This window comes from Blastomonas sp. (assembly GCF_046294995.1).
GTDB lineage: Bacteria > Pseudomonadota > Alphaproteobacteria > Sphingomonadales > Sphingomonadaceae > Blastomonas.
Map to the genome: position 1 here is coordinate 115,854 of NZ_JBKBOG010000008.1, position 26,038 is coordinate 141,891.

The window sequence follows — 26,038 nt, forward strand, 5'->3', positions numbered from 1 at the left end:
CACCGCCCTGCGGTCGGCGGTCCCCCTCCCCGAGACAAGCTCGGGGAGGATTTTTGATTGATCGCCCACACCCATGCACCTGTTTGAAGCCCTGGTTGTCCTCCACGTCATCGCCGGAGCAACCGGGCTGATTGCGTTCTGGGTGCCGATCGCCGCGCGCAAGGGCGGGCCGGCGCATCGCAAATGGGGGCGGGTGGGCACCTATGCGTTCATCATCGCGGGAACGCTGGCAGTCCTGATGGCGCTGCTCTCGCTCTATGGCCCCGAACAGCGGCTGCCGATGATCACCGACCGGGTGCTTTTTGCCGGGCTGTTCGGCTGGATGATGCTGTATCTGGGCACGCTGACCATCGGCTTTGCGGTCTATGGCCTTGCCGTGGTGCGGCACCGCACCCAGCGCGCAGCGCTTCGCGGGCCAGCCTATCAGGCGATGTTCGCTGCGGTGATCGCATCGGCGCTGTGGTGCGGCTATTTCGGCCTCAGCATTGGCCAGCCGCTGATGGCGGCGGTCGCGCTGGTCGGGCTGGCGGCGGTGTCGACCCAGCAGTTCTACGTCTGGCGCCCATCGCCGCCACCCCGCGCGCATATCCCCGAACATTTCCGCGCGCTGCTCGGCATGGGGATTTCGGCCTATACCGCGTTTCTTTCGGTCGGGTTGATCCGGCTGGTGCCTGAGCATGTCTTCAACCCGCTGATCTGGGCGGTGCCGAGCATCATCGGCGTCAGCCTGATCATCCGCTTCACGCTGGGCGCGCGGCCCGCGCGGCGTCAGCCGCCCCAGCAGCAGGAGGCCTGAATGAGCCAGTGGATCGGCGACAATATCGGTATCATCGAGATGGCGTTCACCGGCGCAGTCGTATTGGGCCTCTGCGCCTGGCAATATTGGCAGGTGCGCGATGCGGGCAAGCCGCCGAAGGATGAGTAACACCCTAGACAAGATCCGCTCAGCCTGAGCCCGCCGAAGGCCCCAACGCCTATGCTTCCCTGTTGCTACCCGTCACCCTGAACTTGTTTCAGGGCCCATTTCTCTTCACGCGGCATCGGTGCTCGGGGCACCATGGGTCCTGAAACAAGTTCAGGATGACGGTGTTGTATCACCGCATCCGTATCGCGGTCCCGTCAGCGGTCCTTCTTCTTCGTCGGCGCGTTGAAGTCCGCCGGTTTGCCCGCCACCCAGGTCAGGAACTTGGCGACCTCGGGGTGATCGCGCAGAGCTTGCGGGTCGCCATTGGTGCGGGCAAGCTCGCTGTTGGTGAAATGGGCGTGAATGGTGCGGTGACAGATCGGGTGGACCGGTTCGCGCGCCTTGCCGCCGCGGCTCTTGGGGACGGGGTGGTGATATTCCACCACCTCGCCCAGATCGCGACCGCACAGCCAGCACGGGACAGGCGGGGCTTCCGCTGCCTCGTCCTCTTCATCTTCCCAGGCGCGGCGCTTTGCCATCAGGTCATCAATCCGCGGTCGGGCCGTTGCCGGGGCCGAGCAGGTCGATCACCGCGCTCACCATCGCCTCGGTCGCGAGCGTGATCAATTCGCGCGGCGCGACCTTGAAGAACGGCGAATGGTGCGCAGGCACCGGCGGGCCGCCTGCCTTGGCGGCATCGATATCCGCCTGCGGGGTGCCGCCGACGTTGAAATACAGCCCCGGCACATCGGTGTTGGGCGCGACGAAATAGGCGAAGTCTTCCGCGCCCATGCCGGTCTGAGGTTCGTTGGTCAGCAGCGCGTCAGCGCCGAAACGCCTGGCGAAAGTCTTGGTGATCCGCTCGGTCAGCGGCTTGTCGTTGACCGTTACCGGGGTCGATTCAAACCCGACCTTGACCTGCGGCAGCTTGTCTTCGGGCAGGCCGTTCATCCGCCCGACATTCTCTGCAATCCGCTTGATGCCATCGAGCAGCTTCTTGCGGACCTCATTGTCGTTCGAGCGCACAGTGAGTTGCAGTTCGGCCTTGTCCGAGATGATGTTGTGCTTGAACCCCGAATGGAACGATCCGACCGTGACCACGCCGGCTTCCAGCGGCGAGATTTCGCGCGAAATCAACGTCTGCAGCGCGACGACGATCTCGGCGCCGATCAGGATCGGATCCTTGCCCATATGCGGATAGGCGCCATGGGTGCCGACGCCGAACACGGTGATATCGACCGAGTCCGATGACGAGGAGGTGAGGCCAGGCTGGATCTCGATCTTGCCGGTGGGCGTGCCTGCCGAAACGTGGAAGGCCAGCGCATAGTCGGGCTTGGGAAAGCGCGTGTAGAGGCCGTCCTCGATCATCTTGGCCGCGCCGCCGATGCGTTCCTCGGCGGGCTGGACGACGAACACGATCGTCCCCTTCCACTGGTCCTTCATCGCTGCCAGCCGCCGCGCGGTGCCGACCATCGACGTGATGTGGGTGTCATGCCCGCAGGCGTGCATCACCGGCTTTTCGGTGCCGTCGATATCGATCTGGCGGACCTTGGACATATAGGGCAGCCCGCTGTCCTCGGCGAGCGGCAGGCCGTCCATATCGGCGCGCACCATGATCACCGGTCCATCCCCGTTCTTCATGATGCCGACCACGCCGGTCACGCCGACGCCTTCGGTGACGACAGCGCCGGTCGCCCGCAGCTCGGCGGCCATGATCCTGGCGGTGCGGGTTTCCTTGAACGACAGCTCGGGATTGGCGTGGAAATCGAGGAACAGCTTTTCGAGCTTGGCGTCGTAATCCTTTGCGACCGCGCTGCCCAACGCGTCTTGTGCGGTTGCAGGTACTGCCAGAGCCAGCGTCATTGCGCTGCCGATCAAGCCCCAAGCCGTTGTCCTGTTCATCGATGTCCCCTTTTCCCCAAGCGTTCACGCCGCTCGATCGACTATAGCGCTTTGAATCGCTTAATCTATCGTCATTCCCGCGAACGCGGGAATCCCGCTTTCTTCAACGCATGCGCCGAAGCGGGACCCCCGCGTTCGCGGGGGTGACGATAAAATGTCGCTGTGAAAATGATGGGCTTTCGCCGCAGAACCGAAGGGGCCAATCAGTCCGCCGGACCCACCTTGAACGCGCAAAGCTTGTTGCCGTCAAGGTCACGGAAATAAGCGGCATAAAATGCCTGCTCGCCATCGGGTCCGCGCAAGCCAGGCTCGCCCTCGCAGGTGCCGCCCAATTCCAGCGCCTTGGCGTGGAGCATGTCCACCTTGGACCGCGTATCCATCGCCAGCGCGACCATCATGCCATTGCCTACGGTCGCCGGTTCACCGTTATACGGCGTGGTTACCGCGATGCCCGGCGTGCCCCACTGCATGCCGAACAGCGTGAAGCCGTTCTCTTCCATCCGCATCAGTTCGCTGCCGCCCAGCGCGCCGATCAGCGCTGCGTAAAATTCCCGCGCTTTGGCGATATCGTTGGTGCCTACGGTGACATAGCCGATCATGCTTACTCTCCTGTTTTAGGTTGCGAGGGGCAACCTATCAGGGGCATGCGACAAGACAATGACCTACCGGGTAATCTTCGGCATGGCCTGTGCTGATCCGGACCACGCCTTCGCCGCCCGCACGATCAACCCAAAGGCCGGCGCGCAGGCCATAGGCTTCGCCGGGATGGCCGATCCACACGCGGCCATCGGGCTGCTCGATGCGGTGAATGCCAAGGCCGAACGCGGTGAAGTAGCCGTCATCGTCCTCGCCATTGGTGCCATCGAAGCGCCATTGCGCGCGGATCAGCTCTGCAAACGATTCAGGGCTCAGCAGTCCGTCGCCGCCATTCAGCAGCATCTGACCCAGCCGGGCAAGGCCACCGGCCGAAATGCGCAAGCCCCCCTGCGGCGCAAAGGCCGAACCGTTCTGGCCGGGCAGATACGCATCGAGATTGCAGTGGCCATCGCTGGCGGCCAGATAGGGACACTGGTCGGGCTCCTTGACCCAGTCGTCACGCGCGACGCTGCCGTCGGGGCGGTAGAGCGTGATCGCATTCTTCGCCGCGCCCGTCTTGCATCCCGACCAGTTGTAGCACGCGGGGATGGCGAGCGGGTCGAACACCTCTTCGGTCATGATCCGGTCGAACCTGCGTCCTGTCGCCGCCTCCATCACCGCGGCAATCACCGGGTAATTGACATTGGCGTAGCGGAAATAGGCGCCGGGGGCGTGGGCAGCGTCCCAGGCTTCGGGCTTGCCGACCAGATCGGCGAGCTTCGCATCGAGCGGGATGAAATAGCCCGCAGCGTCTGTCAGCCCCGACTGGTGCGAGAGCAGCAGCCGAAGCGTGATCTTCTGCGTCGGGAACTGCGGATGCACCAGCCGCCAGCCGAGATACAGCGAGACATCGCGGTCGAGATCGAGCGCGGCCTTGTCCACCAACCGCATCACCGCAACCCCGACCGCCAGCTTGGAGATCGACGCGACCCGCACCGGATCATCGAGCGTCGCCTCGCGCATCGAGGGGCGATGGGCGAGGCCCGAGACCTTCGACCGGCCAAGCTGGTCGGAGGTGAAGGTCAGCTCGATGCGGACGTTGTCGTCGGTCTGTGCGGCGGCGTGTGGGCTTAGCCAGAACAGGCCGATCAGCGCCACCAACACCGTCATTCCCGCGAACGCGGGAATCCCGCTTTTGCGCCTACGCCAATCAGGAAAGCGGGACCCCCGCGTGCGCGGGGGTGACGATAAAGGAAGCATGATGAACTGCGATCAGCCCTTGCACTCGCCGATGCGCTTGGCGCTGTTCTTGGCCTTGATCGTCATCGCGCCCATCTGGCCCGAGCTCATCACCATGCCCATTTCCATGTCATAGCTGGTGGCGGTGTAGTTGCCGGTGAGCTTGATGTTGCCTTCCTGGCCTGCTTCCTTGCCCTTGCAGGCGATGTCGGCGTTGATCTTGCCACCCGACAGGTCGAACGTCTTGTAGGTGCACTCGTCGTTCTCGGCGCCCGCGAGGAAATCGGCGCCGGGCTTCTTGGCCTCTTCCTCGGTCAGGCAGTTCTTGGTGGTCTGCACCTGGCCGACCATCTGCTTGACGATCGCGCCGCTCATGCCCTTGGCTTCGGGCGGCAGCTTGCTGTCGTCGAACTTGACGTCGATAATCTCGACCTTGTTTTCCCATTCGCCCGGGCTGAACTTGATGGCTGCGGCTTCGGCAGCGACTTCGTCCTTGCTGATCTTGCCGTCGCCATCCTTGTCCGCGCCGCCGCCGCTGCAGGCGGCAAGCGCCATCAGGGGAAGCGCCAGGATCGATACAGTCTGCAACACCTTCATCATCTCATCTCCAAAGCCGGTTCCTGAATGCGCGACCGCATGTCCTGCAATCGACCCTTAAAGAGGCGCCCGGGCGATTGCAATTGCTCCCCACGCTGCGCATATCTCGCCCTATGGCAGAACTGGTAATCCGACGCGGGCTTGAAGAGCCGCAAACCGATGGCACGTTCGTGCCGCACAAGCCGCAACGACCTGAAAAGGCCGAGGGCGGGCGCGCGTTCAAGCTGGTCAGCGAATACACCCCTTCGGGCGACCAGCCGACCGCGATCAAGGAGCTGGTCGAAGGCATCCACGCGCACGATAAGGATCAGGTGCTGCTCGGCGTCACAGGTTCGGGCAAGACCTTTACCATGGCCAAGATCATCGAGGCGACACAGCGGCCGGCTTTGGTGCTCGCCCCCAACAAGATCCTCGCCGCGCAGCTCTATGGCGAGTTCAAGAGCTTCTTCCCCGAAAACGCGGTCGAGTATTTCGTCAGCTATTACGATTACTACCAGCCCGAAGCCTATGTGCCGCGCAGCGACACGTATATCGAGAAGGAAAGCTCGGTAAACGAGGCGATCGACCGGATGCGCCACTCGGCCACCCGGTCTCTGCTCGAGCGCGATGACGTGATCATCGTCGCATCGGTGTCGTGCATCTACGGCATCGGCTCGGTCGAAACCTATTCGGCGATGATCTTCGACATCAAGGCGGGCGAGAGTGTCGACCAGCGCGAGCTGATCCGCAAGCTCGTGGCGTTGCAGTACAAGCGCAACGACGCGTCTTTTACGCGCGGCAATTTCCGCGTGCGCGGCGACACGCTCGAACTGTTCCCCTCGCACTATGAGGACGTCGCCTGGCGGATCTCGTTCTTCGGCGACGAGGTCGAATCGATCGTCGAGTTCGACCCGCTGACGGGCAGGCCGGGCGACAAGCTCGAACGGGTACGCGTCTACGCCAACTCGCACTATGTCACCCCCGGGCCGACGATGCAGCAGGCCGCCGCCGCGATCCGCTTCGAGCTGACCGAGCGACTGAAGGAACTCGAGATCGAGGGCAGGCTGCTCGAGGCGCAAAGGCTCGAACAGCGCACCAATTTCGACCTCGAGATGATCGCCGCGACCGGCAGCTGCGCCGGCATCGAGAATTATTCGCGCTTTCTGACCGGTCGCCTGCCCGGCGAACCGCCGCCGACGCTGTTCGAGTACCTGCCCGAAAATTCGCTGCTGTTCCTCGACGAGAGCCACCAGACGGTGCCGCAGATCGGCGCGATGGCGCGCGGGGATCACCGCCGCAAGCTGACGCTGGCCGAATATGGCTTCCGCCTGCCGAGCTGCATCGACAACCGCCCGCTGCGCTTCAACGAATGGGATGCGATGCGCCCGCAGACGGTCAGCGTCTCGGCGACGCCGGGCAACTGGGAGATGGAGCAGACCGGCGGGGTATTCACCGAACAGGTCATCCGCCCCACCGGCCTCATCGATCCACCGGTCGAGATCAAGCCGGTCGAGGAACAGGTCGACGATCTGATCAACGAGTGCAAGAAGGTCGCCGCGCAAGGATATCGCACGTTGGTCACCACGCTGACCAAGCGCATGGCGGAAGATCTGACCGAGTATATGCACGAGGCGGGGATCCGGGTCCGCTACATGCACTCGGACGTCGAGACGCTGGAGCGTATCGAGCTGATCCGCGATCTGCGACTCGGTGTGTACGACGTGCTGATCGGGATCAACCTGCTGCGCGAGGGATTGGACATCCCCGAATGCGGGCTGGTCGCGATTTTGGACGCGGACAAGGAAGGCTTCCTGCGCTCCGAAACGTCATTGATTCAGACCATCGGGCGCGCCGCACGCAACGTTGAAGGCCGCGTCATCCTCTATGCCGACCGGATCACCGGCAGCATGGAGCGCGCGCTCAATGAAACCGACCGCAGGCGTGAAAAGCAGGTGGCGTACAACGAAGAGCACGGCATCACGCCGACGACGATCAAGCGCAACATCGGCGACATCATCGCGCATGTCGCCAGCAAGGACAGCGTGCTGGTCGACACCGGCGACGAGAACCGCCCGCACATGGTCGGCCACAATCTGCGCGGCTATATCGAGGACCTGGAAAAGAAGATGCGCGCCGCCGCGGCCGACCTCGAGTTCGAGGAAGCAGGAAGATTGCGCGACGAAATCCGCAAGCTAGAGGCGGAAGAGCTTGGGCTGCCGCACGAACAGCGGGTGGCCTCGCCCAAGGGCAGGGCAACCGAGGGCAAGCCGGGGACGCGCAAGATGCGCTATGGGAAGACGCAACGGAAGTTTTGAGGGGTGGGCCAGGTTAATGCTGACCTATCTGTTTGGGTTGGTCTCGGTTGTTGTCGGCATTACCTTCTGGACCGCGACTGATATGGGCTTAAATTGTTGGGTTCAATCCAACGAGGTCTTCATGGTCAAGCCAGCCAAACTGTATCAAGTACGTCTAGCTTTTGAAGATCATCTTGGCTTTGCAAGGAAGCCAAGATGATCCGCTCATGCGCTGACCCGGAAACCGAAAAGGTTTGGCGAGGTGCCCGCAGTCGCAAGCTGCCCCCAGACATCCAAGTGACGGCTCGGCGGAAACTGCGCCAGTTAAACCGGACTCTAAACCTCTACGATCTTCGCGTCCCCAGAGGGAACGGCTTTGAGCAGTTGAAAAATTTCACACCTCTGCGATATAGTCTGCGGATCAACGACCAGTGGCGTATCACGTTCAACTGGTCCGATGGAGACGCGCACGATGTCCGGATCGAGGACTATCATTGAGGATGACGACCGGTTGGACAATATCCACCCTGGCTCGATTCTGCGTGAGGACTTCCTGATCGGAAGCGAGATTCCATCGGCGGAAGTGGCCGACGGAGCCGGGCTTGCCTTGGATCATCTGAATGCTATGCTGGCAGAGACCTGCCCCATCGACGCAGACACAGACCTTCGGTTGGCGCGTTACTTCGGCATGAGCGAAGGCTTTTTCCTTGGCCTCCAGATCGATTTCGATCTGGAAGAAGCCAAGCGCAAGCTGAGCAGCGAACTCGATCAGATCGTCCAGCGCGCCGCCTGAGCTTCCTCTCTTGCCATTGCGGGTCAAACACCCGCCAGCGTCGGGTCAGCGGGTCGCGCCGTGTCACTCATGGTCCATTGCGGGCCCAATCGATCGGACGTGAACTTATGGCCCAGCCCACTGCCCGCTTCTGGCTGCCCCTGAATGCGACCGCCGCATTGGCCTTCACCCTGGGCTCGCTTTCAGCGCCGGTGCAGGCGCAGGCCATCTCAGACAAGGAAGGCTATGATTCGCTGCTGAGCTGCGCCGCGTTCTTTTCGGCCGCCGCTGCGGTGACCGAGGACGACAGGAAGACCAGCAACGACGCGACCGAGCTTGCCACCGCGTTCATGACCGGCGCCATTCTGTTGGCCCCGGGCGGCAACAGCCGCAGGGCAGAGGCTGAGCTGGAAAAGCAGGCGCAGGATTTTGCCGTGGTGATGCAGGACGACACCGCCTCCAACGCCAAGGACATGGAAGAGCTCGCTGACAGTTGTGGAACGCTGGGCGAAGTGTACCTGCCCGAGGTTCTGGCGCGCGCGGGCGAATAGGACAAATCAGCCGACCAGTGCGGTCAGCGTCTCGACCGTCAACACCTGCGGCAGGATGACCGGTGCTTTTCCGGGCGCATACCACACATACAGCGGCACGCCCGACCGGCCCTGCGCTTCGAGAAAGCGGCTGATCTCGGCATCGCGTCGCGTCCAGTCGCCTTCCAGCACCACCACGCCTGCCTTTTTGAAGGCTGCGGCGGTGGCTTCGCGCTGGATCGCGGTCGCCTCGTTGGCCTTGCAGGTGATGCACCAGTCGGCAGTGAAATAGGCGAACACCGGGGTGTTGCCTGCGCGCAATTTCGCCAGCTTTGCCTCGCCGAACGCCTGCGTCGGCAAGGTGGCGTTGGCAGACGTCTCGCGAGACGACCCGGCGCCACCGGTGGGCAACAGCACGATCGCGGCAATCGCCCCGGCCAGCGCAGGGGCGATCGGCAGCCAGCCGCTTCGCCCGGCCGCCTGTCGTGCGCCCAGCCACCACAGCAGCATCGCCAGCAGCATGGCAGCTGCCAGCCCCCACAGCACGCCGTTGTTGCCTGTCTGCTGGCCAAGCAGCCAGACCAAAGCCAGCGCGGTGAGGAACATCGGCACTGCCATGATCCGGCGGAAGGTCGCCATCCATGCGCCGGGACGGGGCAGACGACGCCGCAGGGCGGGGATGAACCCGATCGCCAGGAACGGCAGCGCCAGCCCAAGGCCGAGCCCTACGAACACCAGCAGCGCGGCCGGCACCGGCAGGATCAGCGCGCTGCCCATTGCGGCGGCCATGAACGGCGCGGTGCACGGCGTGGCGACAAAGGCTGCAAGCGCACCGGTCCAGAACGAGCCCGCCGCGCCGGACTTTGCCGTGAGGCTGGAGCCTGCCGAAATGCTGCCGAACTCGAACAATCCGGCCAGGTTGAACGAAATTGCAGTCACCAGCAGCAGCAGCGCCAGGATGATGCGCGGGTCCTGCAGCTGGAACGCCCAGCCGATCTGCTCGCCGCCCGCACGAAGCGCGAGCAGCACGCCGCCCAAGCCAAGGCACACCAGCACGATGCCTGCGGTATAGGCGAGCGCATCGCGCCGCGCCGCGCGCTCATCGCCGCCCGCCTTGGCGAGGCTGATCGCCTTGAGGCTGAGGATCGGAAAAACGCAGGGCATGATGTTGAGCATCAGACCGCCGAGCAAAGCGCCGCCCAGCGCGGTCGCGAGCAGCGCCAGTATCCCGCCTGCAGGCTCGGCCGCCAGGGCATCATCGATGCGTACCCCGCCCGGAGCGACCGTGCCTGCTTGCGCAACCAGCTCCAGCCCCAGATGCTCGCCAATGCGCAGCACACCCTCTAGCGGTCCGGCCAGGCTGCCATCGGCCTCGGTCTCGACCACCAACCGGTCGTCATCGCGGAAGAACGCTTGGCGCGCACGGTAGCTGATGCCGGGATCGGTGCTGGGGAAGAAATAGGGGGCATCGATCGTGCCACCGGCGGGGTAGGGGATGGCGATGCGCACGGTCTTCCCATCCACCTGATAGGTCGCCGTAGAACCCAGAGGCGCGGGAAGCCGCTGGCGCCAGCCGTCGAAGCGGCTGCGGTCCGCTTTGCTGATTGCGCCATCGCCGACGGTCAGGCTGGTGGCCAAAGTTGCGCTTTCGGGCACGCAGATTTCGTCGGTGCACGCCAGCCAGTCGGCCTTGACCGAGATCGGCAGGCGGGTGCCGGGGGGCAGCGACGGATCGATCGTCAGCGCCACCAGAGGCGCATAGGGGCCTTCGTACACATAGTTCATCAGCCCGGCGATGATCAGCGTTTCGGGCACCGGATAGCGCAGTTGTGCGGCGGTGACGCCCTTGGGCAGATCCCATGTCAGCGTCATGCCGAGCCCTGCATCGCCCGGGTTCTGCCAATATCCGTGCCAGCCGGTTTTGGGGGTCATCGCAAAGGCGAGATCGATCGTGCTGCCGGGAGCAGGCGCAGCGCTTTCTGCGACCAGCGAGGCGGTGATGTTGTTGGGCCCGCGCTGCAGCGGTTGCGCAGCAGCGGGAAGGGCAAGCCCCGCCAGCAGACATGCGCCCAGCAGCGCCCGGAAAATCGCCATCATCATGCGCCGCCATGTAGAAGTTTTATGGGCAAATACCAATGGCCCATCAGCGCCTGTTTCGTCACGCTTTGCGGCGCGGTTACCGCTGGTCGTAAGCGCTCAGGCCCCTGCCCAGCCGGTTCTCGCCCAGCGGGATGGCATCGCGGCTCCAGTTGGCGACAAACCAGGTGTTGCGCGACACGCCGGGGGCCAGGGTCGCGCTGTTGTCGAAGATCTGCAGGCCCGCAGAAGAATAGCTGCGGCCCTCGGCGGCGACGGCGATGAATGCCGACCAGTTTTCCTTGTTCTGTCCCTGCACGAAGATGTTGCGAGTGATCTCGCCGCTGGCGCCGCCGGGCAGGTCAATCATGTAGTTGCTGCCATTGCCGTTGCTGTCGTCGAAGCTCGAATCGGTGATGCTGACCTGTGCAGCGCGGCTCTTGACGTAATGCCCGCCCTGGCCGCGCTCGAAGCGCGAACGGGTGACGGTGAGCGATCCGTAGTCGCCGATATAGATCGAATGCGCGCAATCCGATGCGCAAAGGCCAAGGCCTGAAAAGCTGCTCTTGTCGATCACGATCCGCCCGCCCCGATATTCTCCGGTCAATATGCCCTGCTGGCTATCGCGGAACAGGCTGTTGACCACATTGAGGTCGCCGCGCTCCAGTCGGATGCCTGCGCCGTTCTCGTCGCGCACCGCGATGTTCTGGAAGATCAGGCCTTCGACGCGAGCGCTGCGGCCGCGCAGCACCAGCGTTGCCTTGTCCTCGCACACGCCGCCGTCGAGGATCGCGGTGCCCGGCGTGACCGCGCGATAGGTGACGTTGCCCGCTTCCTGCACCGCGCAGTCGCGCCAGGTGCCGGGCTGGATCTCGATCGTGCCGGTGCCGCCGCCGATCTTCGACACCGCATCGGCGAGCGAGCGGTACTCCTTGCCGGTTTCGGCAATGCGATAGGGGGTGGGGCGGCCCTGCTGCGCGGACAGCGGGACGGCGACGCTGGCGAGCAGCGCGGCCAGCAGGAGGATCCGAAGGAAGGTCATGCCGCGCAAAATAGCACAGCGGCACAAAAACGCGCGGCTTTAGAGGGTTAACGCAAGCTCCGTCCCGTCACGGGACAGGCCCGGGCGCATCCGTTACCGGCGCGCTTTTGTGCCTGCGGCCATAGACGAGGTCGAATAGCGGCGAGGCCATGAAGGTTGTGACGATCGCCATGATCACCAGCATCGAGAACAATGCAGGGCCGATGATGCCGCGCTGCAGGCCGATGTTGATGATGATCAGTTCCATCATCCCGCGCGCATTCATCAGCGCGCCGATCGCCATTGCCGTCGCGTTGTCCTGCCCGGTCAACCGCGCCGCAGCGTAGCAGGCGACCCCCTTGGCGAGGATCGAAGCGGCGAGGATGCCAAAAGCGATCGCCAGCAGTTCGGCATTGTTGACCACGGTCAGCTGGGTGTTGAGCCCCGAATAGGCGAAGAACATCGGGATCAGCAGCACCATCACGATCGGCTCGAGCTGGCGCTGCACGTCAGTCGCCAGAATCCCGCGCGGCATGCAGATGCCCAGGATGAACCCGCCCAGCACCGCGTGTATACCGATGAAATCCATCGCGAAGGCTGCCATCATGAACAGCACGAACACCACCGCGAGCATCGAATGGGTGACCTTGCCATCGCGTTCGGCAATCCGGCCCAGGGGCGCGAGCAGCCGCCGCCCGTAGATCAGCATGAAGCCGGCAAACGCCGCACCGCCGAGAATCGCCTTGATCGCGACGCCCGGGCCGTCGCCGAAGCTGGCGAGCACGATGGCAAGCACCGTCCATGCGGCGGCATCGTCGATCGCACCTGCAGACAGCGTCAGGCTGCCCAGCCGGGTGGCGGTGAGGCCGCGTTCATCGATGATCCGAGCCAGCATCGGGAAGGCGGTGATCGCGATGCACGCGCCCAGGAACAGCGTCGCCTGGAACTGGTTGACGTCCGCCGCGAACAGGCCGGGCACCCGCTGCAGCATCGGCGCAAGCACCACCGCGACCAGAAAGGGCACCGCCATGCCGGTAAACGAGACCGCAGCGGCGCTGCCCATCTGCGCGCGGAAATGATCCGACCGGAAGCCCAGCCCGACCAGGAACATGTACAGCCCGACGCCCAGCTGCGCGCAGACGAACAGCACGTTGCGGGTTTCGGCCGGAAAGATCGCGGCCTGCATATCGGGCAGGACATAACCGAACAGAGAGGGGCCGAGCACCACGCCCGCGATCATCTCGCCCACCACCTGCGGCTGGCCCAGCCAGCGGCGCACCGCATAGCCGATCACCCTGCAGGTGGCGATGATCAGCGCCAGCTGCAGGAAGAAATACGCGCTGAGCTCCGATGGTGTCACGCGTTACAGGCCCCTTGAGGGACTGCCGCAGCGCCAGTCCCGGCGGGATGTTGCGGTTTAGTGCGCGCGAGTCAACACATCCGCACCGATCCCGACCGGTCAGTCCAGATTGGGACGCAGCCAGCGGCGGGCGGTGTCGAGATCAACCCCGCGACGCTCGGCGTAATCGGTCAGCTGGTCTTCGCCGATCCGCGCGACGCCGAAATACGATGCTTCCGGATGGCCGAAGTAGAATCCGCTGACCGCCGCCGTCGGCAGCATCGCAAAGCTCTCGGTCAGCGTGATGCCGGTGGCGTCGGTGGCCTTGAGCATCTCGAACAGCGCAGGCTTGGCGCTGTGATCGGGGCAGGCGGGATAGCCCGGCGCGGGGCGGATGCCGCGATACTGCTCCTTGATCAGCGCCTCGTTGGTCAGCTGTTCGCCCGCCGCATAGCCCCACAAGGTGGTGCGGACATATTGGTGCAGCCGCTCGGCAAAGGCTTCGGCGAGACGATCGGCCAGCGCTTTCAGCAGGATGTCGTTGTAATCGTCGTGATTGGCCTGGAACTTCGCCAGCTGCTCGTCGATGCCATGGCCTGCGGTGACCGCGAAGCCGCCGATCCAGTCGCCAGCGGTATCGATGAAATCGGCCAGGCACATGTTCGCCCGGCCCTCGCGCTTGGCGATCTGCTGGCGCAGGAACGGCATGCGGATTTCCTCGCCGCCGGCATGAATGAACACATCGTCGCCATCACGCTGGCACGGCCACAGCCCGACCACGCCTTTGGCGGTGAGCCATTTCTCTTCGATGATCTGGTCGAGCATCGCATTGGCGTCGGCGAACAAGGATGTCGCGCTCTCGCCGACCACTTCGTCGGTGAGGATCGCGGGGAAGTTGCCTGCCAGCTCCCACGCGCGGAAGAACGGCGTCCAGTCGATGACTTCGCGCAGGTCAGCAAGGTCCCAGTCCTCGAACACATGCAGCCCGGGCTGCACCGGTGCGGGCGGCTTCTGGCCCATGTCGGCGACGAAGCCGTTGGCGCGCGCGACTTCCAGCGGGGAGAGCTCGTTCTGGCCCTTGTTGGCGCGGGCGATGCGGACGGCCTCGTATTCCTCGGCCACCTTGAGCACGAACGGATCGCGGTTGGTCTGGCTGACGAGGTTCGAAGCGACCCCGACTGCGCGGCTGGCATCGAGCACATGGATCACCGGGCCTTCATACGCAGGGGCGATCCTGAGCGCGGTGTGGACCTTGGAGGTGGTTGCTCCGCCGATCATAAGCGGCATGGTCATGCCCGCCTTCTGCATTTCCTCGGCCACGGTCACCATCTCGTCGAGCGAGGGGGTGATCAGGCCGGACAGGCCGATAATGTCGGCGTTGTTGTCGTTCGCGGCCTTGAGGATATCGTGCCAGGCGACCATCACGCCGAGGTCAACGACCTCATAGCCGTTGCACTGCAGCACCACGCCGACGATGTTCTTGCCGATGTCGTGCACGTCACCCTTGACCGTGGCCATGATGATCCGGCCCTTGCCCTTGGCGTTGGGGTCCTTCTCGGCCTCGATATAGGGGAACAGGTGCGCGACCGCCTTCTTCATCACGCGCGCGGACTTGACCACCTGCGGCAGGAACATCTTGCCCTCGCCGAACAGGTCACCGACCACGTTCATGCCGTCCATCAGCGGGCCTTCGATGACCTCGATGGGGCGCGTGGCTTCGAGCCGCGCTTCTTCGGTGTCCTCGACGATGTGTGCGTCGATGCCCTTGACCAAAGCGTATTCCAGCCGCTTGGTCACCGGCCAACCGCGCCATTCGGCGGCCTGCTTTTCGGCGCGTTCGTCCTTGCCGCGGAACGACTCAGCCAAGGTTATCAGCCGCTCGGTCGAATCCTCGCGGCGATCCCAGATGACGTCCTCGCACGCTTCGCGCAGCTCGGGGTTGATATCGTCATAGATGTCGAGCTGGCCGGCGTTGACGATGCCCATGTCCATGCCCGCCTTGATGGCGTGATAGAGGAACACGCTGTGCATCGCGCGGCGCACCGGCTCGTTGCCACGGAAGCTGAACGACAGGTTGGAGACGCCGCCCGAGATATGGACGTGCGGGCAACGCTTCTTGATCTCGGTGCACGCCTCGATGAAGTCGATCGCATAGCGGCGATGCTCGTCGATCCCGGTGGCGACCGCGAAGATATTGGGGTCGAAGATGATGTCTTCGGGCGGAAAGCCCATCCCGGTGAGCAGTTTGTACGCGCGCTCGCAGATCTCGACTTTGCGCTCCTTGGTATCGGCCTGGCCGACCTCGTCGAACGCCATCACGACCACCGCCGCGCCGTAATCCATGCAGATGCGGGCGTGCTTGACGAACTCTTCCTCGCCTTCCTTCATGCTGATCGAATTGACGATCGGCTTGCCCGAAACGCACTTGAGGCCCGCCTCGATCACCGACCATTTCGACGAATCGATCATGAACGGCACGCGCGCGATATCGGGTTCGGCGGCGATCAGCTTGAGGAACCGCGTCATCGCGGCATGCGCGTCGAGCAGACCCTCGTCCATGTTGATGTCGACCACCTGCGCACCGCTTTCGACCTGCTGGCGCGCGACATCGACCGCCTCTTCATAGCGGTCTTCCATGATCAGCTTCTTGAACTTGGCCGATCCGGTAACGTTGGTGCGCTCGCCGATATTGACGAACTGGGCAGTGGAATGGGTCATTTTTTCACTTTCGCCCTCTCCCCTTCAGGGGAGAGGGTAGGGGAGAGGGGGATGTGCGGAGAGGGTCGAGTGACTGCCCCTCTCCCAACCCTCTCCCCTGAAGGGGAGAGGGCTTTGTTGATCAAGCCGCCATCGTGAACGGCTCCAGCCCGGCGAGCCGGGTCTGCACCGGCGGCACGGGAATCGCACGGGGCTGGGCATCGGCGACGGCGCGGGCAATCGCGCCGATATGCGCAGGGGTGGTGCCGCAGCAGCCGCCGACGATGTTGATCAGCCCGTCATTGAGCCAGACCTTGATCAGCTCGGCGGTCTGCTCGGGCAGCTCGTCATACTGGCCAAGGTCATTGGGCAGCCCGGCATTGGGATAGGCCATCACCAGCGTATCGGCCTGCCGCGCGAGCGCTGCCAGATGCGGGCGCAAAAGGTCGGCACCGAACGAGCAGTTGAGCCCGATGGTCAGCGGCTTGATGTGCCGCACCGCGTGCCAGAACGCCTCGACGGTGTGACCCGAAAGGTTGCGCCCGGCCATGTCGGTGATCGTCATCGAGATCATGATCGGTACTTCGCGGCCAGCGGCTTCGGCGGCATCGCGCGCCGCCATCGCGGCGGCCTTGGCGTTCAATGTATCGAAGATCGTCTCGATCAGGATGAAGTCGACCCCGCCCTCGACCAGTGCATCACACTGCTCGCGATAGACATCGCGCATCGTGTCGAAATCGACCTCGCGATAGCCCGGGTCGTTGACGTCGGGCGAGAGCGACAGCGTCTTGTTGGTCGGGCCGATGGCGCCTGCGACAAAGCGCGGCTTGCCATCGCGCGCTTCTGCGGCATTGGCTTCCTCGCGCGCGACGCGGGCCGATTCCAGGTTGATCTCGCGCACCAGATGCTCGGCGCCGTAATCGGCCTGGCTGATCCGGTTGGCGCTGAAGGTATTCGTCTCGATGATGTCCGATCCCGCGTCGAGATACGCGCGGTGGATGCCTGCGATCACCGCGGGGCAGGTCAGCGCGAGGATGTCGTTGTTGCCCTTCTGGTCGTGGGTGAACTCCAGGCTGCCACGGAAATCGGCCTCGTTGAGCTTGGCCGCCTGGATCGCGGTGCCATAGCCGCCGTCGAGCATCATGATGCGGGTCGCGGCGATCGACTTGAGTTTCTCGGCGGGGGTCACGCGGCATTCTCCTTAAGGACCGGCTCCTCAGCCACCGGCGCGGCGACTGCGGCCGGCTTGGCGCGCATGCCCAGCAGATGGCAGATCGCAAAGCTCAGCTCGGCGCGGTTGAGGGTATAGAAATGGAAGTGGCGCACGCCGCCCGAATACAGCCGGCGGCACATTTCGGCAGCGACGGTGGCGGCGACGAGCTGGCGGGTGGTTGGGTGATCGTCGAGGCCTTCGAACAGATCGTTCATCCACTGCGGAATTTCCGTGCCGCACAGCCCTGCGATCTTGCGGGTGGTGGCGACGTTGCTCACCGGCAGAATGCCAGGCAGGATCGGCTTGGTGATCCCCGCCTTGCTATAGGCATCGCGGAAGCGGAAGAAAGCCTCGGGCGAGAAGAAGAACTGGGTGATCGCCTGGTCGGCGCCGGCATCGATCTTGCGCTTCAGATTGTCGATATCGCTGTCCGGGCAGTTGGCGTCGGGATGGGTCTCGGGATAGGCCGCGACCGAAATCTCGAACGGCGCGATCTTCTTGAGCCCGGTGACGAGCTCAGCCGCGCTGGCATAGCCGCCGGGATGCGGCGTGAACTTCTCGCCCGCGCGCGGCGGATCACCGCGCAGTGCCACAATGTGCCGCACGCCCGCGTTCCAGTAGTTCTGCGCGATCTCGTCGATCTCGTCGCGGGTCGCATCGACGCAGGTGAGATGCGCTGCGGCGGGGATCGCGGTTTCCGCTGCAATCCGCGCGACGGTCGCATGGGTGCGCTCGCGCGTCGATCCGCCTGCGCCATAGGTCACCGAGACGAACTTGGGGCTCAAAGGCGCCAGCGTCGTCAGCGTGTCCCATAAAGTCTCCTCCATCTTCTCGCTCTTGGGCGGGAAGAATTCGAAGCTGACCTCGACATCGCCTGCCAGCCCGGCGAACAGCGGGGTGCCCAGCGCCTCGCGCGCCTCGGCCAGTTGTTTGAGCGACAGGTTCATGCGGCAGCCTTTCTGGGCATTTCTTGATCGACGGGAATAAGCGTGGTCGGCGGGGCTTCGCCGTGGCGCAGCCCCAGCCAGATTTTCACGGTCAGCGCGCCGCCGGACAGGCCGTGCGTGCCGGTGAGGTCGAAACCGGCGCTGGCCAGCATCGCGGCGATCTGCTCATCGGCAAAGCCCAGGCGCGCATGGGCGTCGCGCTCGCGCAGCTCTTCGATGGCGTGAGCGGCAAAATCGACGATGGCGATCTGCGCGCCGGGAGCTGCGACCCTTCCGGCTTCGTCGATCACCGCTTGCGGGTTCTGCGCGTAATGCAGCACCTGGTGCAGCAGGATGGTGTCGAAGCTGCCGTCGGCCAGCGGCAGCGCATAGAAATCCGCCTGGACAAGATCGATCTGCCCCGAGGCAAGATGCTGCAGCTTGGCGCGCGCCAGCCGCAGCATTTCGGGGCTTCGGTCGAGCGCGGTGCTGTGCTCTGCAGCCGGTGCGAACAGCTCGATCATCCGGCCGGTGCCGGTGCCGATATCGAGCAGCCGGCCGACGCGGCGGTCCGCGATAAGGTCGGTGAGCGCCGCTTCGACCTGCGCCTCGGGCAGATGCAGCGAGCGGATGGCATCCCACTGGCCGGCATGCTGGGCGAAAAAGTCCGCCGCGCGCTGGTCGCGAAGTTTGCGAATCGCATCCAGCTGCGCACGATCGGCGGCGTGCTGCGATGCCAATTGCGGCCCGACCGCATCGTCGCAGCGCAGGAACGCGTCGAGCAGGGCGGCGGATTGATGATCGATTCGGGGGAGTGCCGGACGCAGGAACACCCAGCTGCCCTCCTTGTGCCGCTCGGCAAGCCCGGCCTCGGCAAGAATGCGCACGTGGCGCGAGACGCGCGGCTGGCTCTGGTCCAGCACCGCCGCCAGCTCGCCGACCGAAAGTTCCATCAACTGCAGCAGCAGCATGATGCGCAATCGGGTATCGTCGGCCAGGGCCTTGAAGAGCAGCGTCATATCCATGAGGCACATATAAAGAATTCTTTATATGTGGTCAATGCGGCATATCGTCCACTGGACGCAAATGCTGAAAAAGCGAGGTTTTTTGCGCGCGTGCACCCCGCCCGGCGCGGCATCGTTTGCTATCCCAACCAAAGTGGTTGCAAAAGAAAAAAACAGGCGCTAGATGCGCCGGTCCGACGGTGGGGGCTTGGCTGAAGCCTGTCGGCACAATTGTGAAGTGTTTAACTCCTATTGGGCTGGTATTCAGCCATTTAGAACAGGACGGAAGTTCAAGATGAAGACCATTTTTTCGATCGCATCGGTTGCCGCTCTCTCGCTGGCCCTGGCTGCTTGCGGCGCAGAAAACACCGAAGAAGCTGCAACCACCGAAGCGACTGCTGAAGACGCTGCTGACGCCGGCATGGAAGCCGCTGAAGCTGCTGGCGATGCCGCTGCCGAAGCTACCGACGCTGCTGCCGATGCAACCGAAGCTGCTGCTGAAGGCGCCGTGAACGCTGCTGAAGGCGCTGCCGACACTGCCGCTGCTGCCGCTGGCGAAGCCAAGGCTGAAGCTGCAAAGGCCGGTGAAGCTGCCAAGAAGGCTGCTGAATAAGCCATGCATCGCTTCCCAGGAAGCATGCTGAAGATTCTGGCCGTCAGCGTTAGCGCGCTGGCGGCCGTGTCTTGTGGGGCGGCGGACAATGATCCCGGCCCCGGCGGCGTGACCGTGGGCGAGGCCCGCGCGCTCGACGACGCTGCCGAAATGCTCGACGAGCGCAACGCCGATCCCGCGGCTGCCACGGCGGATCGCGGCGCGGCCGAGGCACAGCCCTCGCAATAGCCGCCTTGCCGCGCTATGCCCGCGGCATGACCGATACGCCTCCCCCGATGACCTATGCGCGCTACCTCGCGCTCGATCCGCTGCTCGACTGCCAGCGGCCCCAGTCGTCCGAGGACGACGAGATGCTGTTCATCATCATCCACCAGACCAAGGAGCTGTGGCTCAAGCAGATCATCCGCGAGCTGCGGCTGGCCAACGCCCAGATCGCAGGCGGCGCGCTGATTCCGGCGTACAAGGGCCTGGCCCGCGTCAGCCGGATCCAGGCGGTGATGACATTGAGCTGGGACATCCTCTCGACGATGACGCCGAGCGACTACACCCGCTTCCGCGATGTGCTGGGCCCCAGTTCGGGCTTCCAGTCGGACCAGTTCCGCACGGTCGAGTATCTGCTGGGGCTGAAGGACAAGGCGTTTCTCAAATATCAGGACGACCGGCCGGAAGCGCAGGCCGCGATGGAGCAGGCTTTGCGCGGCCCGAGCCTGTGGGACAATTCGGTGGCCGCGCTCGCCCGCGCTGGCTTTGCGATCCCGCCTGCATTGCTGACCCGCGATTTCAGCCAGCCGCACACGCCCGAGCCCGCGGTCGAAGATGCGTTTCTTGAGGTTTACCGCCAGCCCGAGCGCTATTGGGATCTCTACCAGCTCGCCGAGAAGCTGGTCGATCTCGACGATGCGATGGCCGCGTGGCGGCACAAGCATGTGCTGACCGTCGAGCGGATCATCGGGATGAAGCGCGGCACCGGCGGCACCGCAGGGGCGGCGTATCTGCATACGACGCTTAACAAGCGCGCGTTTCCCGAATTGTGGTCGCTGCGCACGCGGCTTTAGCCCCACCTCTTGCGGGCCCATCCCTCGTCATTCCCGCGAACGCGGGAATCCCGCTTTCCTGGCTGAGGTCGACGCAGAAGCGGGACCCCCGCGTGCGCGGGGGTGACGAAGGAGGGCGGGGCGAGTGCAACTTGGCGGGACAGCGGGTTCCATGACGCCGCAAACCGCATTAGGGCTATGCCATGACCACCGCACCCTTGCCCGATACCGAAACCCGCGGCCTGCTGGCGCTGCTGCCCGCAGCGGCGCGGCCTTATGCGATGCTGGCACGGTTCGATCGGCCGATCGGCTGGTGGCTGCTGTACTGGCCGTGCGCGTTCGCGCTGGCTTTGTCCGGCGGGCTGCCATTCCACTGGCCGCTGCTGGGCTGGATGCTGCTGGGCGCGATCGCGATGCGCGGCGCGGGCTGCGTCTATAACGATATCGTCGACCGTGACCTCGATGCGCAGGTCGAGCGCACCCGTGGTCGTCCGCTGGCGAGCGGCGCGGTAAGCCTCAAGGCGGCCTGGGCCTGGCTGCTGCTGCTGTGCCTGATCGGGCTGGTCGTGCTGGTTCAGCTCAACTGGACCGCCGCGCTGATCGCCATCGCCTCGCTGGCGCTGGTCGCCGCCTATCCGTTCATGAAGCGCATCACCTGGTGGCCGCAGGCCTGGCTGGGGCTGGTGTTCAGCTGGGGCGCGCTGGTCGCATGGGCAGCAGTGGCGGACACGCTGCCGCTGGCCGCACTGCTGCTCTATGCGGGCTGCGTCGCCTGGGTGATCGGCTATGACACCATCTACGCCCTGCAGGATGTCGAGGACGATGCATTGGTCGGCATCCGCTCGAGCGCGCGTGCGCTGGGGGGCGCGGTCAAGCCGGGCGTGGCGCTGTGCTATGCGCTGACGCTGGGATTGTGGGGCGCGGCGATCTGGACCGTGCGGCCCGACTGGATCGCGCTGGCCGCTCTGCTTCCGGTGGCGGGGCATCTCGTCTGGCAGGTGGCAACGTTGCGACCATCCGACCCGCACGATCCGCTCGCCAAGTTCCGCAGCAACCGCAACGCCGGTCTGCTGGCGTTTCTGGCGTTCGCCGCCGTCGGCCTTGCGGGGTAAGGCGATTACGCGCGAGGTAATGGTCTTGCCTACACTCGCGCGCTAGCATCGCGGGCATGCAGCAGGACACCCGCACCACCGAACCTGTCGGACAGCAATTGCGCCAATGGCGCGAACGCCGCCGTCTGAGCCAGCTCCAGCTCGCGCTCGAGGTGGAGATGTCCACCCGGCATCTGAGCTTCGTCGAGACCGGGCGTGCGCAGCCCAGCCGCGATCTGATCGTGCGGCTGGCCGATTTTCTCGATATCCCGCTGCGCGCGCGCAACCAGATCATGCTGGCCGCAGGTCTGGCGCCCGAGTTCGAGGAAACCGGATTGACCGCGCCCGAGATGGCCGAAGCGCTGGCGGCGGTCGAGCATCTGCTCCAGGCGCACGAACCGTTCCCCGCGCTGGCCGTCGACCGGCACTGGAATATGGTCGCGGCCAACGGCGCGATTGCGTTGCTGACCGAACAGATCGCGCCGCACCTGTTGGTGCCGCCGGTCAACGTGTTGCGGCTGGCGCTGCATCCGCAAGGGCTGGCGCCGCAGATCGTCAACTATGAGCAATGGCGCAGCTACATCCTTCACCGGCTCGATCGCGATATCGAGATGACGGCGGACGCCGGCCTCGCGGCGCTGCGCGACGAGCTTGCCGCCTATCCCGGCTCCGCCAACGACAACGCGCCCGCAGGACGCACGCCGATCGTGCTGCCGCTGGTGATCGATACGGTGGCGGGCAGGCTTACGTTCATGACCACGGTCACGGTGTTCGGCACCCCGCGCGACATCACGCTGTCCGAACTCGCGCTCGAGACGTTCTTCCCTGCCGACGCGCACACGATGCAGGTGCTGCGCTCGCTGGGCGATGGCGGGTGATCTGTAAGGGGGGGGGGAGGGCAGGACGGTGCGAGACCTGTGAAGCGACCGCCCTGCCTGAGATTGAAGACGACTGTGCTGTGAAACAAGCAGATCGTGTGCCAATCACAATTTTGTCAGTCCTGTCATACGCATGGATGATTAACGAAACCTTCCATTGCCACGGCAATGTAAAATCGCCCGACAGCAGGGCATGGTTAGCAAAACCCTAAATCCGAAGTGCGCGCTGCCGTATAATGGCGTGTCCACACACCGTCAGGCAGAGGAGTTGCAACGATGATCGGATTACTGGCGCAGAAGGGCCTTGGCCTGTTCACCCGCAACCCGCCCCAGCCCTCGCCCGACCGCGCGCGGCTGATCGGTCTGCTCGACATGCTGGTGCACGAATGCGAATCCGAGGCCGAACTGATCGACGATGCGACGCTGCTGCCCGATCGCTATTATTCGGTCGCCCGCGCCGCCGCGCAAGGCCATTACAGAATAGAGCCCGAGCGGATCGCCGAGCGGTTGCTGCGCCACTGAGCTGCCAAGGGCCGCCGGGCTTGGGATTTCGCACTTGGCAGCGCAAGCCTGATCGGCAATGACATGCGGCATGGCTGAGTTTCCACCTGCATCCCCTCAATCTGCGCATCAGGCTGTCGATCCGCGCACCGGCGAACCCCTGGCCGAGGCGACGCCCGCGGCGACGATCATCGTGTTTCGCGAATCGCTCACCGGCGGTGCGCCCGAACTTTTGCTGGTCGAGCGGTCGGCGCAGATGGTGTTTGCCGGTGGCGCGGTGGTGTTTCCCGGCGGGCGTGTCGATCCCGATGACCACGCTCTGGCCCAGGCGCTGGACCATCCGTTCGCGCCCGACGACGCCGCAGCGCGGATCGCCGCGATTCGCGAAACGATCGAGGAAACGGGGCTGGGCATCGGCTTCGTTCGCTCGCCGGACGGCGAGGCGCTGGCGCAGGCGCGTGCGGCGATGCACGCCGGAGCGACCTTTTCCCAGATATGCCGCGATGCCGGTTGGCAGTTCGATCTGGCGGCGCTGGCGCCGTTCACCCGCTGGCGCCCACCGTTCAACGAGCGACGCGTCTTCGACACCCGATTCTTCGTCGCCCAGTGCGATGCGCATGACCATGTCGTCGAGGTCGATGCGACCGAGAACCGCCATCTGTTCTGGGCCACCGCTGCGGATGCACTCGCCATGGCAGACGAAGGCAAGGTCAAGCTGATCTTCCCGACCCGGCGCAATCTGGAGCGGCTGGCGCAGTTCGGCAGCATCGCCGACGCGCTGAGCCATGTCGCGCAATTTCCCGCCCGGATGATCGTGCCGTTTATCGAGGAGCGCGATGGCCAGCCGCATCTTTGCATCCCCGACGACCTTGGTTACCCGGTCACCAGCGAGCCGATGGGACAGGCCATGCGCGGCTGACAAGTCGCCAATACTGCATAAAACGTCGAAAAATAGGGGCAGGGGGGAACCCGCGCGTGACATGCCGCGTAATCCGTTCATTCAAACGGAGACGAACAATGTTGCAATATGCCCTTATCTTTCTGATCGTGGCTGTGGTCGCGGGCGTACTGGGCTTTGGCGGCATCGCCGGAGCTTCCGCTGGAATTGCCCAGATCCTTTTCTTCCTGTTCCTGCTGTTCCTGGTGATCAGCCTGGTCATGCACCTGGTGCGTGGTCGAGGGTGAAGCTGAGCTAATGACGGTACAAAAAAGGCCCGGAGAAATCCGGGCCTTTTTCGTATTACACTGGATCAAACGATCAGTTGATGACGCGTTCACCCGCCCGGCCGACCGATTCCACGTCCTGGCCTGCGCCCTTGACGGTGTTGCAGGCCGACAGCAGGGTCGCGACAAGACCTGCTGCTACGATAATGCGAAAAGACTGGGTGCGCTTCATGGTTGATATCCTTCGTTTTCAATAACCTGATGCCGTTCTTGGGCGGCATGACCCGCCCATCTACGCAGCCGTGCAACGAAGGTTGCCGAGAAATAATCCGGAACTATCGACGGTACAGGGGGTTGTTGGAAAGTGGGTTGCGGACCGGCGCCATGACATGTGTGCCGACCACAGACCTCGCACGAACCAATCACGCTGCTTTTGGGGGCAGCTATCGAGAGGCGAAGCAATGACAATCAATCAGGATCCATCGACGCAGAACGACGCGCAAGAAGTTGAGGCAACGGCTCCCGAGGTCATCGTCCCTCTCGACGATGCCACCTTCAAGCAGCGTCTGGCTGCGACCATTCCTCATCTGCGCGCCTTCGGCTACAGCCTGTGCGGCAAGATGGATCTGGCGGACGACCTCGTTCAGGACACCATGCTCAAGGCATGGGCTGCGCGCGCCCGTTTCCGTCCCGACACGTCGATGCGTGCCTGGACGTTCGTGATCCTGCGCAACTGCTATATTTCGCAGATGCGCCGCAACAAGTTTACCGCGCCCTATGACGAGGGAGTCGCCGAACGCACGCTGACGTCGAATTCCGACCAGCAGGCGCCGCTGCACCTCGAAGATGTGCGCATGGCGTTGATGCAGCTGGGCGAAGACCAGCGCGAGGCGATCATTCTCGTCGGCGCCGGCGGCTTTTCCTATGAGGAAGCCGCAGAGATCTGCGATTGCGCTGTCGGGACGATGAAGAGCCGGGTGTCGCGTGCGCGCGCCGCGCTGGTCGCGATGCTTGACGGTGATTCGCCGATCGGAACGCGGCGTCAGCGCAACTCGGCTGACGAGGCCATGAGCGATATTCTGGGCGCTCTCGATAAACTGAGCGATGGCGTTACGGCGCTTGCAGCTTGACGCTCTCGAACCGGCGCGCCGCCGGAACCCATTGTCCCACCGGCAATGGTTTGGTGCAACCAAGGACGCACCAACGCGTCCTGCTATTACAAAGCGGCCATTCCGGCCGAAACGGGAAGTGAAGAAAGTGCGCGGTGCCAGTTCCCTTGATTGTCTGGAGGAGTCCGCCATGCATACGTCCGGTTTTGATCCAGTTGTGATGCGTCAGGCCCGCATTGGCCGGAGCCTGCGCGAGGTTTATGACTGCGTGACCGATAGTCCGCTGCCCGACCAGTTCGACGCGTTGCTCGCTGAGCTCGACAAGATCGGAAAGCCGACCGGTTCCAACTGAAGTCTCATTATCCCCACCAGCAGCCAAGCCGCCCGGTCCTTTGGGACCCGGGCGGTTTTTTCTTGGTAGGCGTCTCACCGGCGGCGCAAGATTTGCACGGACACAAGGCACGAAAAAGCGGCCGCGATCCAGAAGATCGCCGCCGCGTTTGGGGTTGGAGCTACCCGCCCATCCGCGGATCAAAACACCCCCCATACACGCCATTTATGAGTGGGTGGCGCAGGGGG

Annotated in this window: 30 protein-coding genes; 17 read left to right on the forward strand and 13 right to left on the reverse strand. The window is 64.1% G+C overall.

Translation table 11 applies throughout. The features are described from left to right. Window positions 1-73 precede the first annotated feature (73 nt). Both ACK4R0_RS10860 and ACK4R0_RS10865 read left to right on the forward strand, forming a co-directional pair. The gene (locus ACK4R0_RS10860) at window positions 74-796 is read left to right on the forward strand and encodes a hypothetical protein (RefSeq protein ID WP_409673947.1); all 723 of its coding nucleotides are present in this window, start codon (window positions 74-76) and stop codon (window positions 794-796) included. Further along, window positions 797-925 carry a hypothetical protein gene (locus tag ACK4R0_RS10865; protein ID WP_409673948.1) on the forward strand — a complete coding sequence of 43 codons (129 nt, stop codon included), beginning with the start codon at window positions 797-799 and terminating at the stop codon, window positions 923-925. Between the two features lie 194 nt (window positions 926-1,119). Here the strand turns inward: ACK4R0_RS10865 and ACK4R0_RS10870 are convergent, their stop codons facing one another. The 5 genes from ACK4R0_RS10870 to ACK4R0_RS10890 form a co-directional block, all read right to left on the reverse strand. Beyond that, a complete protein-coding gene (locus ACK4R0_RS10870) occupies window positions 1,120-1,443 on the reverse strand; it encodes an HNH endonuclease (RefSeq protein ID WP_409673949.1) in 324 nt (107 codons plus the stop codon). 7 nt (window positions 1,444-1,450) lie between these two features. Then, complete coding sequence (locus ACK4R0_RS10875; RefSeq protein ID WP_409673950.1) at window positions 1,451-2,806, reverse strand: amidohydrolase; 1,356 nt, start codon at window positions 2,804-2,806, stop codon at window positions 1,451-1,453. Between the two features lie 203 nt (window positions 2,807-3,009). Further along, window positions 3,010-3,405, reverse strand: a complete 396-nt coding sequence (locus tag ACK4R0_RS10880; RefSeq protein ID WP_409673951.1) for a VOC family protein — start codon at window positions 3,403-3,405, stop codon at window positions 3,010-3,012. Window positions 3,406-3,442: 37 nt separating this feature from the next. After that, a complete protein-coding gene (locus ACK4R0_RS10885; RefSeq protein WP_409673952.1) occupies window positions 3,443-4,552 on the reverse strand; it encodes a serine hydrolase domain-containing protein in 1,110 nt (369 codons plus the stop codon). Between the two features lie 102 nt (window positions 4,553-4,654). Beyond that, entirely contained in the window at window positions 4,655-5,221 is a 567-nt protein-coding gene (locus tag ACK4R0_RS10890) for a DUF3617 domain-containing protein (RefSeq protein ID WP_409673953.1), read from the reverse strand. 110 nt (window positions 5,222-5,331) lie between these two features. Between ACK4R0_RS10890 and uvrB the strand changes: the two genes are divergently transcribed. The 5 genes from uvrB to ACK4R0_RS10915 all read left to right on the forward strand — a co-directional run bounded on the left by uvrB (window position 5,332) and on the right by ACK4R0_RS10915 (window position 8,814). After that, on the forward strand, window positions 5,332-7,512 hold the full coding sequence (gene uvrB, locus ACK4R0_RS10895) for an excinuclease ABC subunit UvrB (RefSeq protein WP_409673954.1): 2,181 nt from the start codon (window positions 5,332-5,334) through the stop codon (window positions 7,510-7,512). Between the two features lie 16 nt (window positions 7,513-7,528). After that, window positions 7,529-7,711, forward strand: coding sequence for a hypothetical protein (locus ACK4R0_RS10900; protein WP_409673955.1), 183 nt, complete (start codon window positions 7,529-7,531; stop codon window positions 7,709-7,711). Further along, on the forward strand, window positions 7,708-7,989 hold the full coding sequence (locus ACK4R0_RS10905) for a type II toxin-antitoxin system RelE/ParE family toxin (RefSeq protein ID WP_409673956.1): 282 nt from the start codon (window positions 7,708-7,710) through the stop codon (window positions 7,987-7,989). The genes ACK4R0_RS10900 and ACK4R0_RS10905 overlap by 4 nt, the downstream gene beginning before the upstream one ends. Before the next feature lie 13 nt (window positions 7,990-8,002). Beyond that, window positions 8,003-8,284 (forward strand): HigA family addiction module antitoxin, encoded by a 282-nt coding sequence (locus ACK4R0_RS10910; protein ID WP_409673957.1) that lies wholly within the window; start codon window positions 8,003-8,005, stop codon window positions 8,282-8,284. Window positions 8,285-8,391: 107 nt separating this feature from the next. After that, window positions 8,392-8,814, forward strand: coding sequence for a hypothetical protein (locus ACK4R0_RS10915; protein ID WP_409673958.1), 423 nt, complete (start codon window positions 8,392-8,394; stop codon window positions 8,812-8,814). Window positions 8,815-8,820: 6 nt separating this feature from the next. Here the strand turns inward: ACK4R0_RS10915 and ACK4R0_RS10920 are convergent, their stop codons facing one another. From ACK4R0_RS10920 to ACK4R0_RS10950, 7 genes are all read right to left on the reverse strand, one after another. Continuing rightward, window positions 8,821-10,887: a protein-disulfide reductase DsbD family protein gene (locus ACK4R0_RS10920; RefSeq protein WP_409673979.1), complete on the reverse strand. Its 2,067-nt coding sequence runs from the start codon at window positions 10,885-10,887 to the stop codon at window positions 8,821-8,823. Between the two features lie 82 nt (window positions 10,888-10,969). Further along, the gene (locus tag ACK4R0_RS10925) at window positions 10,970-11,911 is read right to left on the reverse strand and encodes a right-handed parallel beta-helix repeat-containing protein (RefSeq protein ID WP_409673959.1); all 942 of its coding nucleotides are present in this window, start codon (window positions 11,909-11,911) and stop codon (window positions 10,970-10,972) included. A 67-nt stretch (window positions 11,912-11,978) separates the two neighbouring features. Further along, window positions 11,979-13,250 carry a cation:proton antiporter gene (locus tag ACK4R0_RS10930; RefSeq protein WP_409673960.1) on the reverse strand — a complete coding sequence of 424 codons (1,272 nt, stop codon included), beginning with the start codon at window positions 13,248-13,250 and terminating at the stop codon, window positions 11,979-11,981. A gap of 99 nt (window positions 13,251-13,349) precedes the next feature. Continuing rightward, the gene (gene metH / locus ACK4R0_RS10935; RefSeq protein ID WP_409673961.1) at window positions 13,350-15,947 is read right to left on the reverse strand and encodes a methionine synthase; all 2,598 of its coding nucleotides are present in this window, start codon (window positions 15,945-15,947) and stop codon (window positions 13,350-13,352) included. Between the two features lie 121 nt (window positions 15,948-16,068). Then, window positions 16,069-17,115 carry a homocysteine S-methyltransferase family protein gene (locus tag ACK4R0_RS10940; RefSeq protein ID WP_409673962.1) on the reverse strand — a complete coding sequence of 349 codons (1,047 nt, stop codon included), beginning with the start codon at window positions 17,113-17,115 and terminating at the stop codon, window positions 16,069-16,071. Beyond that, window positions 17,112-18,086, reverse strand: coding sequence for a methylenetetrahydrofolate reductase [NAD(P)H] (metF, locus tag ACK4R0_RS10945; protein ID WP_409673963.1), 975 nt, complete (start codon window positions 18,084-18,086; stop codon window positions 17,112-17,114). The genes ACK4R0_RS10940 and metF overlap by 4 nt, the downstream gene beginning before the upstream one ends. Continuing rightward, on the reverse strand, window positions 18,083-19,090 hold the full coding sequence (locus ACK4R0_RS10950) for an ArsR/SmtB family transcription factor (protein ID WP_409673964.1): 1,008 nt from the start codon (window positions 19,088-19,090) through the stop codon (window positions 18,083-18,085). The genes metF and ACK4R0_RS10950 overlap by 4 nt, the downstream gene beginning before the upstream one ends. 274 nt (window positions 19,091-19,364) lie before the next feature. Here ACK4R0_RS10950 and ACK4R0_RS10955 point away from each other — a divergent pair, with 274 nt between their 5' ends. The 8 genes from ACK4R0_RS10955 to ACK4R0_RS10990 all read left to right on the forward strand — a co-directional run bounded on the left by ACK4R0_RS10955 (window position 19,365) and on the right by ACK4R0_RS10990 (window position 24,371). Next, the gene (locus tag ACK4R0_RS10955; RefSeq protein WP_409673965.1) at window positions 19,365-19,682 is read left to right on the forward strand and encodes a hypothetical protein; all 318 of its coding nucleotides are present in this window, start codon (window positions 19,365-19,367) and stop codon (window positions 19,680-19,682) included. 24 nt (window positions 19,683-19,706) lie between these two features. Then, window positions 19,707-19,910 carry a hypothetical protein gene (locus ACK4R0_RS10960; protein ID WP_409673966.1) on the forward strand — a complete coding sequence of 68 codons (204 nt, stop codon included), beginning with the start codon at window positions 19,707-19,709 and terminating at the stop codon, window positions 19,908-19,910. 26 nt (window positions 19,911-19,936) lie between these two features. Beyond that, complete coding sequence (locus tag ACK4R0_RS10965; RefSeq protein WP_409673967.1) at window positions 19,937-20,737, forward strand: tryptophan 2,3-dioxygenase; 801 nt, start codon at window positions 19,937-19,939, stop codon at window positions 20,735-20,737. Between the two features lie 182 nt (window positions 20,738-20,919). Then, a complete protein-coding gene (ubiA, locus tag ACK4R0_RS10970) occupies window positions 20,920-21,828 on the forward strand; it encodes a 4-hydroxybenzoate octaprenyltransferase (RefSeq protein WP_409673968.1) in 909 nt (302 codons plus the stop codon). 56 nt (window positions 21,829-21,884) lie between these two features. Further along, complete coding sequence (locus tag ACK4R0_RS10975; RefSeq protein WP_409673969.1) at window positions 21,885-22,685, forward strand: helix-turn-helix domain-containing protein; 801 nt, start codon at window positions 21,885-21,887, stop codon at window positions 22,683-22,685. Between the two features lie 276 nt (window positions 22,686-22,961). Continuing rightward, the gene (locus tag ACK4R0_RS10980; RefSeq protein ID WP_409673970.1) at window positions 22,962-23,207 is read left to right on the forward strand and encodes a hypothetical protein; all 246 of its coding nucleotides are present in this window, start codon (window positions 22,962-22,964) and stop codon (window positions 23,205-23,207) included. Between the two features lie 70 nt (window positions 23,208-23,277). Continuing rightward, a complete protein-coding gene (locus tag ACK4R0_RS10985; RefSeq protein WP_409673971.1) occupies window positions 23,278-24,105 on the forward strand; it encodes an NUDIX domain-containing protein in 828 nt (275 codons plus the stop codon). A 98-nt stretch (window positions 24,106-24,203) separates the two neighbouring features. Beyond that, window positions 24,204-24,371 carry a DUF1328 domain-containing protein gene (locus ACK4R0_RS10990; protein ID WP_409673972.1) on the forward strand — a complete coding sequence of 56 codons (168 nt, stop codon included), beginning with the start codon at window positions 24,204-24,206 and terminating at the stop codon, window positions 24,369-24,371. A gap of 73 nt (window positions 24,372-24,444) precedes the next feature. On the opposite strand, the gene ACK4R0_RS10995 is transcribed toward ACK4R0_RS10990, so the two are convergent. Next, window positions 24,445-24,582, reverse strand: coding sequence for an entericidin A/B family lipoprotein (locus ACK4R0_RS10995; RefSeq protein ID WP_409673973.1), 138 nt, complete (start codon window positions 24,580-24,582; stop codon window positions 24,445-24,447). 229 nt (window positions 24,583-24,811) lie between these two features. Here ACK4R0_RS10995 and ACK4R0_RS11000 point away from each other — a divergent pair, with 229 nt between their 5' ends. Together ACK4R0_RS11000 and ACK4R0_RS11005 are read left to right on the forward strand one after the other, a co-directional pair. After that, on the forward strand, window positions 24,812-25,480 hold the full coding sequence (locus ACK4R0_RS11000) for a sigma-70 family RNA polymerase sigma factor (protein ID WP_409673974.1): 669 nt from the start codon (window positions 24,812-24,814) through the stop codon (window positions 25,478-25,480). A gap of 169 nt (window positions 25,481-25,649) precedes the next feature. Further along, entirely contained in the window at window positions 25,650-25,811 is a 162-nt protein-coding gene (locus ACK4R0_RS11005) for a NepR family anti-sigma factor (protein ID WP_409673975.1), read from the forward strand. Window positions 25,812-26,038: the final 227 nt, after the last annotated feature.

What these genes read in the sequence shown, in the direction of transcription:
- ACK4R0_RS10860 (WP_409673947.1), top strand. Translation starts at nt 74, where the DNA reads ATGCACCTGTTTGAAGCCCTGGTTGTCCTCCACGTCATCGCCGGAGCA.
- ACK4R0_RS10865 (WP_409673948.1), top strand. Translation starts at nt 797, where the DNA reads ATGAGCCAGTGGATCGGCGACAATATCGGTATCATCGAGATGGCGTTC.
- ACK4R0_RS10870 (WP_409673949.1), bottom strand. Translation starts at nt 1,443, where the DNA reads ATGGCAAAGCGCCGCGCCTGGGAAGATGAAGAGGACGAGGCAGCGGAA.
- ACK4R0_RS10875 (WP_409673950.1), bottom strand. Translation starts at nt 2,806, where the DNA reads ATGAACAGGACAACGGCTTGGGGCTTGATCGGCAGCGCAATGACGCTG.
- ACK4R0_RS10880 (WP_409673951.1), bottom strand. Translation starts at nt 3,405, where the DNA reads ATGATCGGCTATGTCACCGTAGGCACCAACGATATCGCCAAAGCGCGG.
- ACK4R0_RS10885 (WP_409673952.1), bottom strand. Translation starts at nt 4,552, where the DNA reads ATGACGGTGTTGGTGGCGCTGATCGGCCTGTTCTGGCTAAGCCCACAC.
- ACK4R0_RS10890 (WP_409673953.1), bottom strand. Translation starts at nt 5,221, where the DNA reads ATGATGAAGGTGTTGCAGACTGTATCGATCCTGGCGCTTCCCCTGATG.
- uvrB (WP_409673954.1), top strand. Translation starts at nt 5,332, where the DNA reads ATGGCAGAACTGGTAATCCGACGCGGGCTTGAAGAGCCGCAAACCGAT.
- ACK4R0_RS10900 (WP_409673955.1), top strand. Translation starts at nt 7,529, where the DNA reads ATGCTGACCTATCTGTTTGGGTTGGTCTCGGTTGTTGTCGGCATTACC.
- ACK4R0_RS10905 (WP_409673956.1), top strand. Translation starts at nt 7,708, where the DNA reads ATGATCCGCTCATGCGCTGACCCGGAAACCGAAAAGGTTTGGCGAGGT.
- ACK4R0_RS10915 (WP_409673958.1), top strand. Translation starts at nt 8,392, where the DNA reads ATGGCCCAGCCCACTGCCCGCTTCTGGCTGCCCCTGAATGCGACCGCC.
- ACK4R0_RS10920 (WP_409673979.1), bottom strand. Translation starts at nt 10,887, where the DNA reads ATGGCGATTTTCCGGGCGCTGCTGGGCGCATGTCTGCTGGCGGGGCTT.
- ACK4R0_RS10925 (WP_409673959.1), bottom strand. Translation starts at nt 11,911, where the DNA reads ATGACCTTCCTTCGGATCCTCCTGCTGGCCGCGCTGCTCGCCAGCGTC.
- metH (WP_409673961.1), bottom strand. Translation starts at nt 15,947, where the DNA reads ATGACCCATTCCACTGCCCAGTTCGTCAATATCGGCGAGCGCACCAAC.
- metF (WP_409673963.1), bottom strand. Translation starts at nt 18,086, where the DNA reads ATGAACCTGTCGCTCAAACAACTGGCCGAGGCGCGCGAGGCGCTGGGC.
- ACK4R0_RS10950 (WP_409673964.1), bottom strand. Translation starts at nt 19,090, where the DNA reads ATGGATATGACGCTGCTCTTCAAGGCCCTGGCCGACGATACCCGATTG.
- ACK4R0_RS10955 (WP_409673965.1), top strand. Translation starts at nt 19,365, where the DNA reads ATGAAGACCATTTTTTCGATCGCATCGGTTGCCGCTCTCTCGCTGGCC.
- ACK4R0_RS10960 (WP_409673966.1), top strand. Translation starts at nt 19,707, where the DNA reads ATGCTGAAGATTCTGGCCGTCAGCGTTAGCGCGCTGGCGGCCGTGTCT.
- ACK4R0_RS10965 (WP_409673967.1), top strand. Translation starts at nt 19,937, where the DNA reads ATGACCGATACGCCTCCCCCGATGACCTATGCGCGCTACCTCGCGCTC.
- ubiA (WP_409673968.1), top strand. Translation starts at nt 20,920, where the DNA reads ATGACCACCGCACCCTTGCCCGATACCGAAACCCGCGGCCTGCTGGCG.
- ACK4R0_RS10975 (WP_409673969.1), top strand. Translation starts at nt 21,885, where the DNA reads ATGCAGCAGGACACCCGCACCACCGAACCTGTCGGACAGCAATTGCGC.
- ACK4R0_RS10980 (WP_409673970.1), top strand. Translation starts at nt 22,962, where the DNA reads ATGATCGGATTACTGGCGCAGAAGGGCCTTGGCCTGTTCACCCGCAAC.
- ACK4R0_RS10985 (WP_409673971.1), top strand. Translation starts at nt 23,278, where the DNA reads ATGGCTGAGTTTCCACCTGCATCCCCTCAATCTGCGCATCAGGCTGTC.
- ACK4R0_RS10990 (WP_409673972.1), top strand. Translation starts at nt 24,204, where the DNA reads ATGTTGCAATATGCCCTTATCTTTCTGATCGTGGCTGTGGTCGCGGGC.
- ACK4R0_RS10995 (WP_409673973.1), bottom strand. Translation starts at nt 24,582, where the DNA reads ATGAAGCGCACCCAGTCTTTTCGCATTATCGTAGCAGCAGGTCTTGTC.
- ACK4R0_RS11000 (WP_409673974.1), top strand. Translation starts at nt 24,812, where the DNA reads ATGACAATCAATCAGGATCCATCGACGCAGAACGACGCGCAAGAAGTT.
- ACK4R0_RS11005 (WP_409673975.1), top strand. Translation starts at nt 25,650, where the DNA reads ATGCATACGTCCGGTTTTGATCCAGTTGTGATGCGTCAGGCCCGCATT.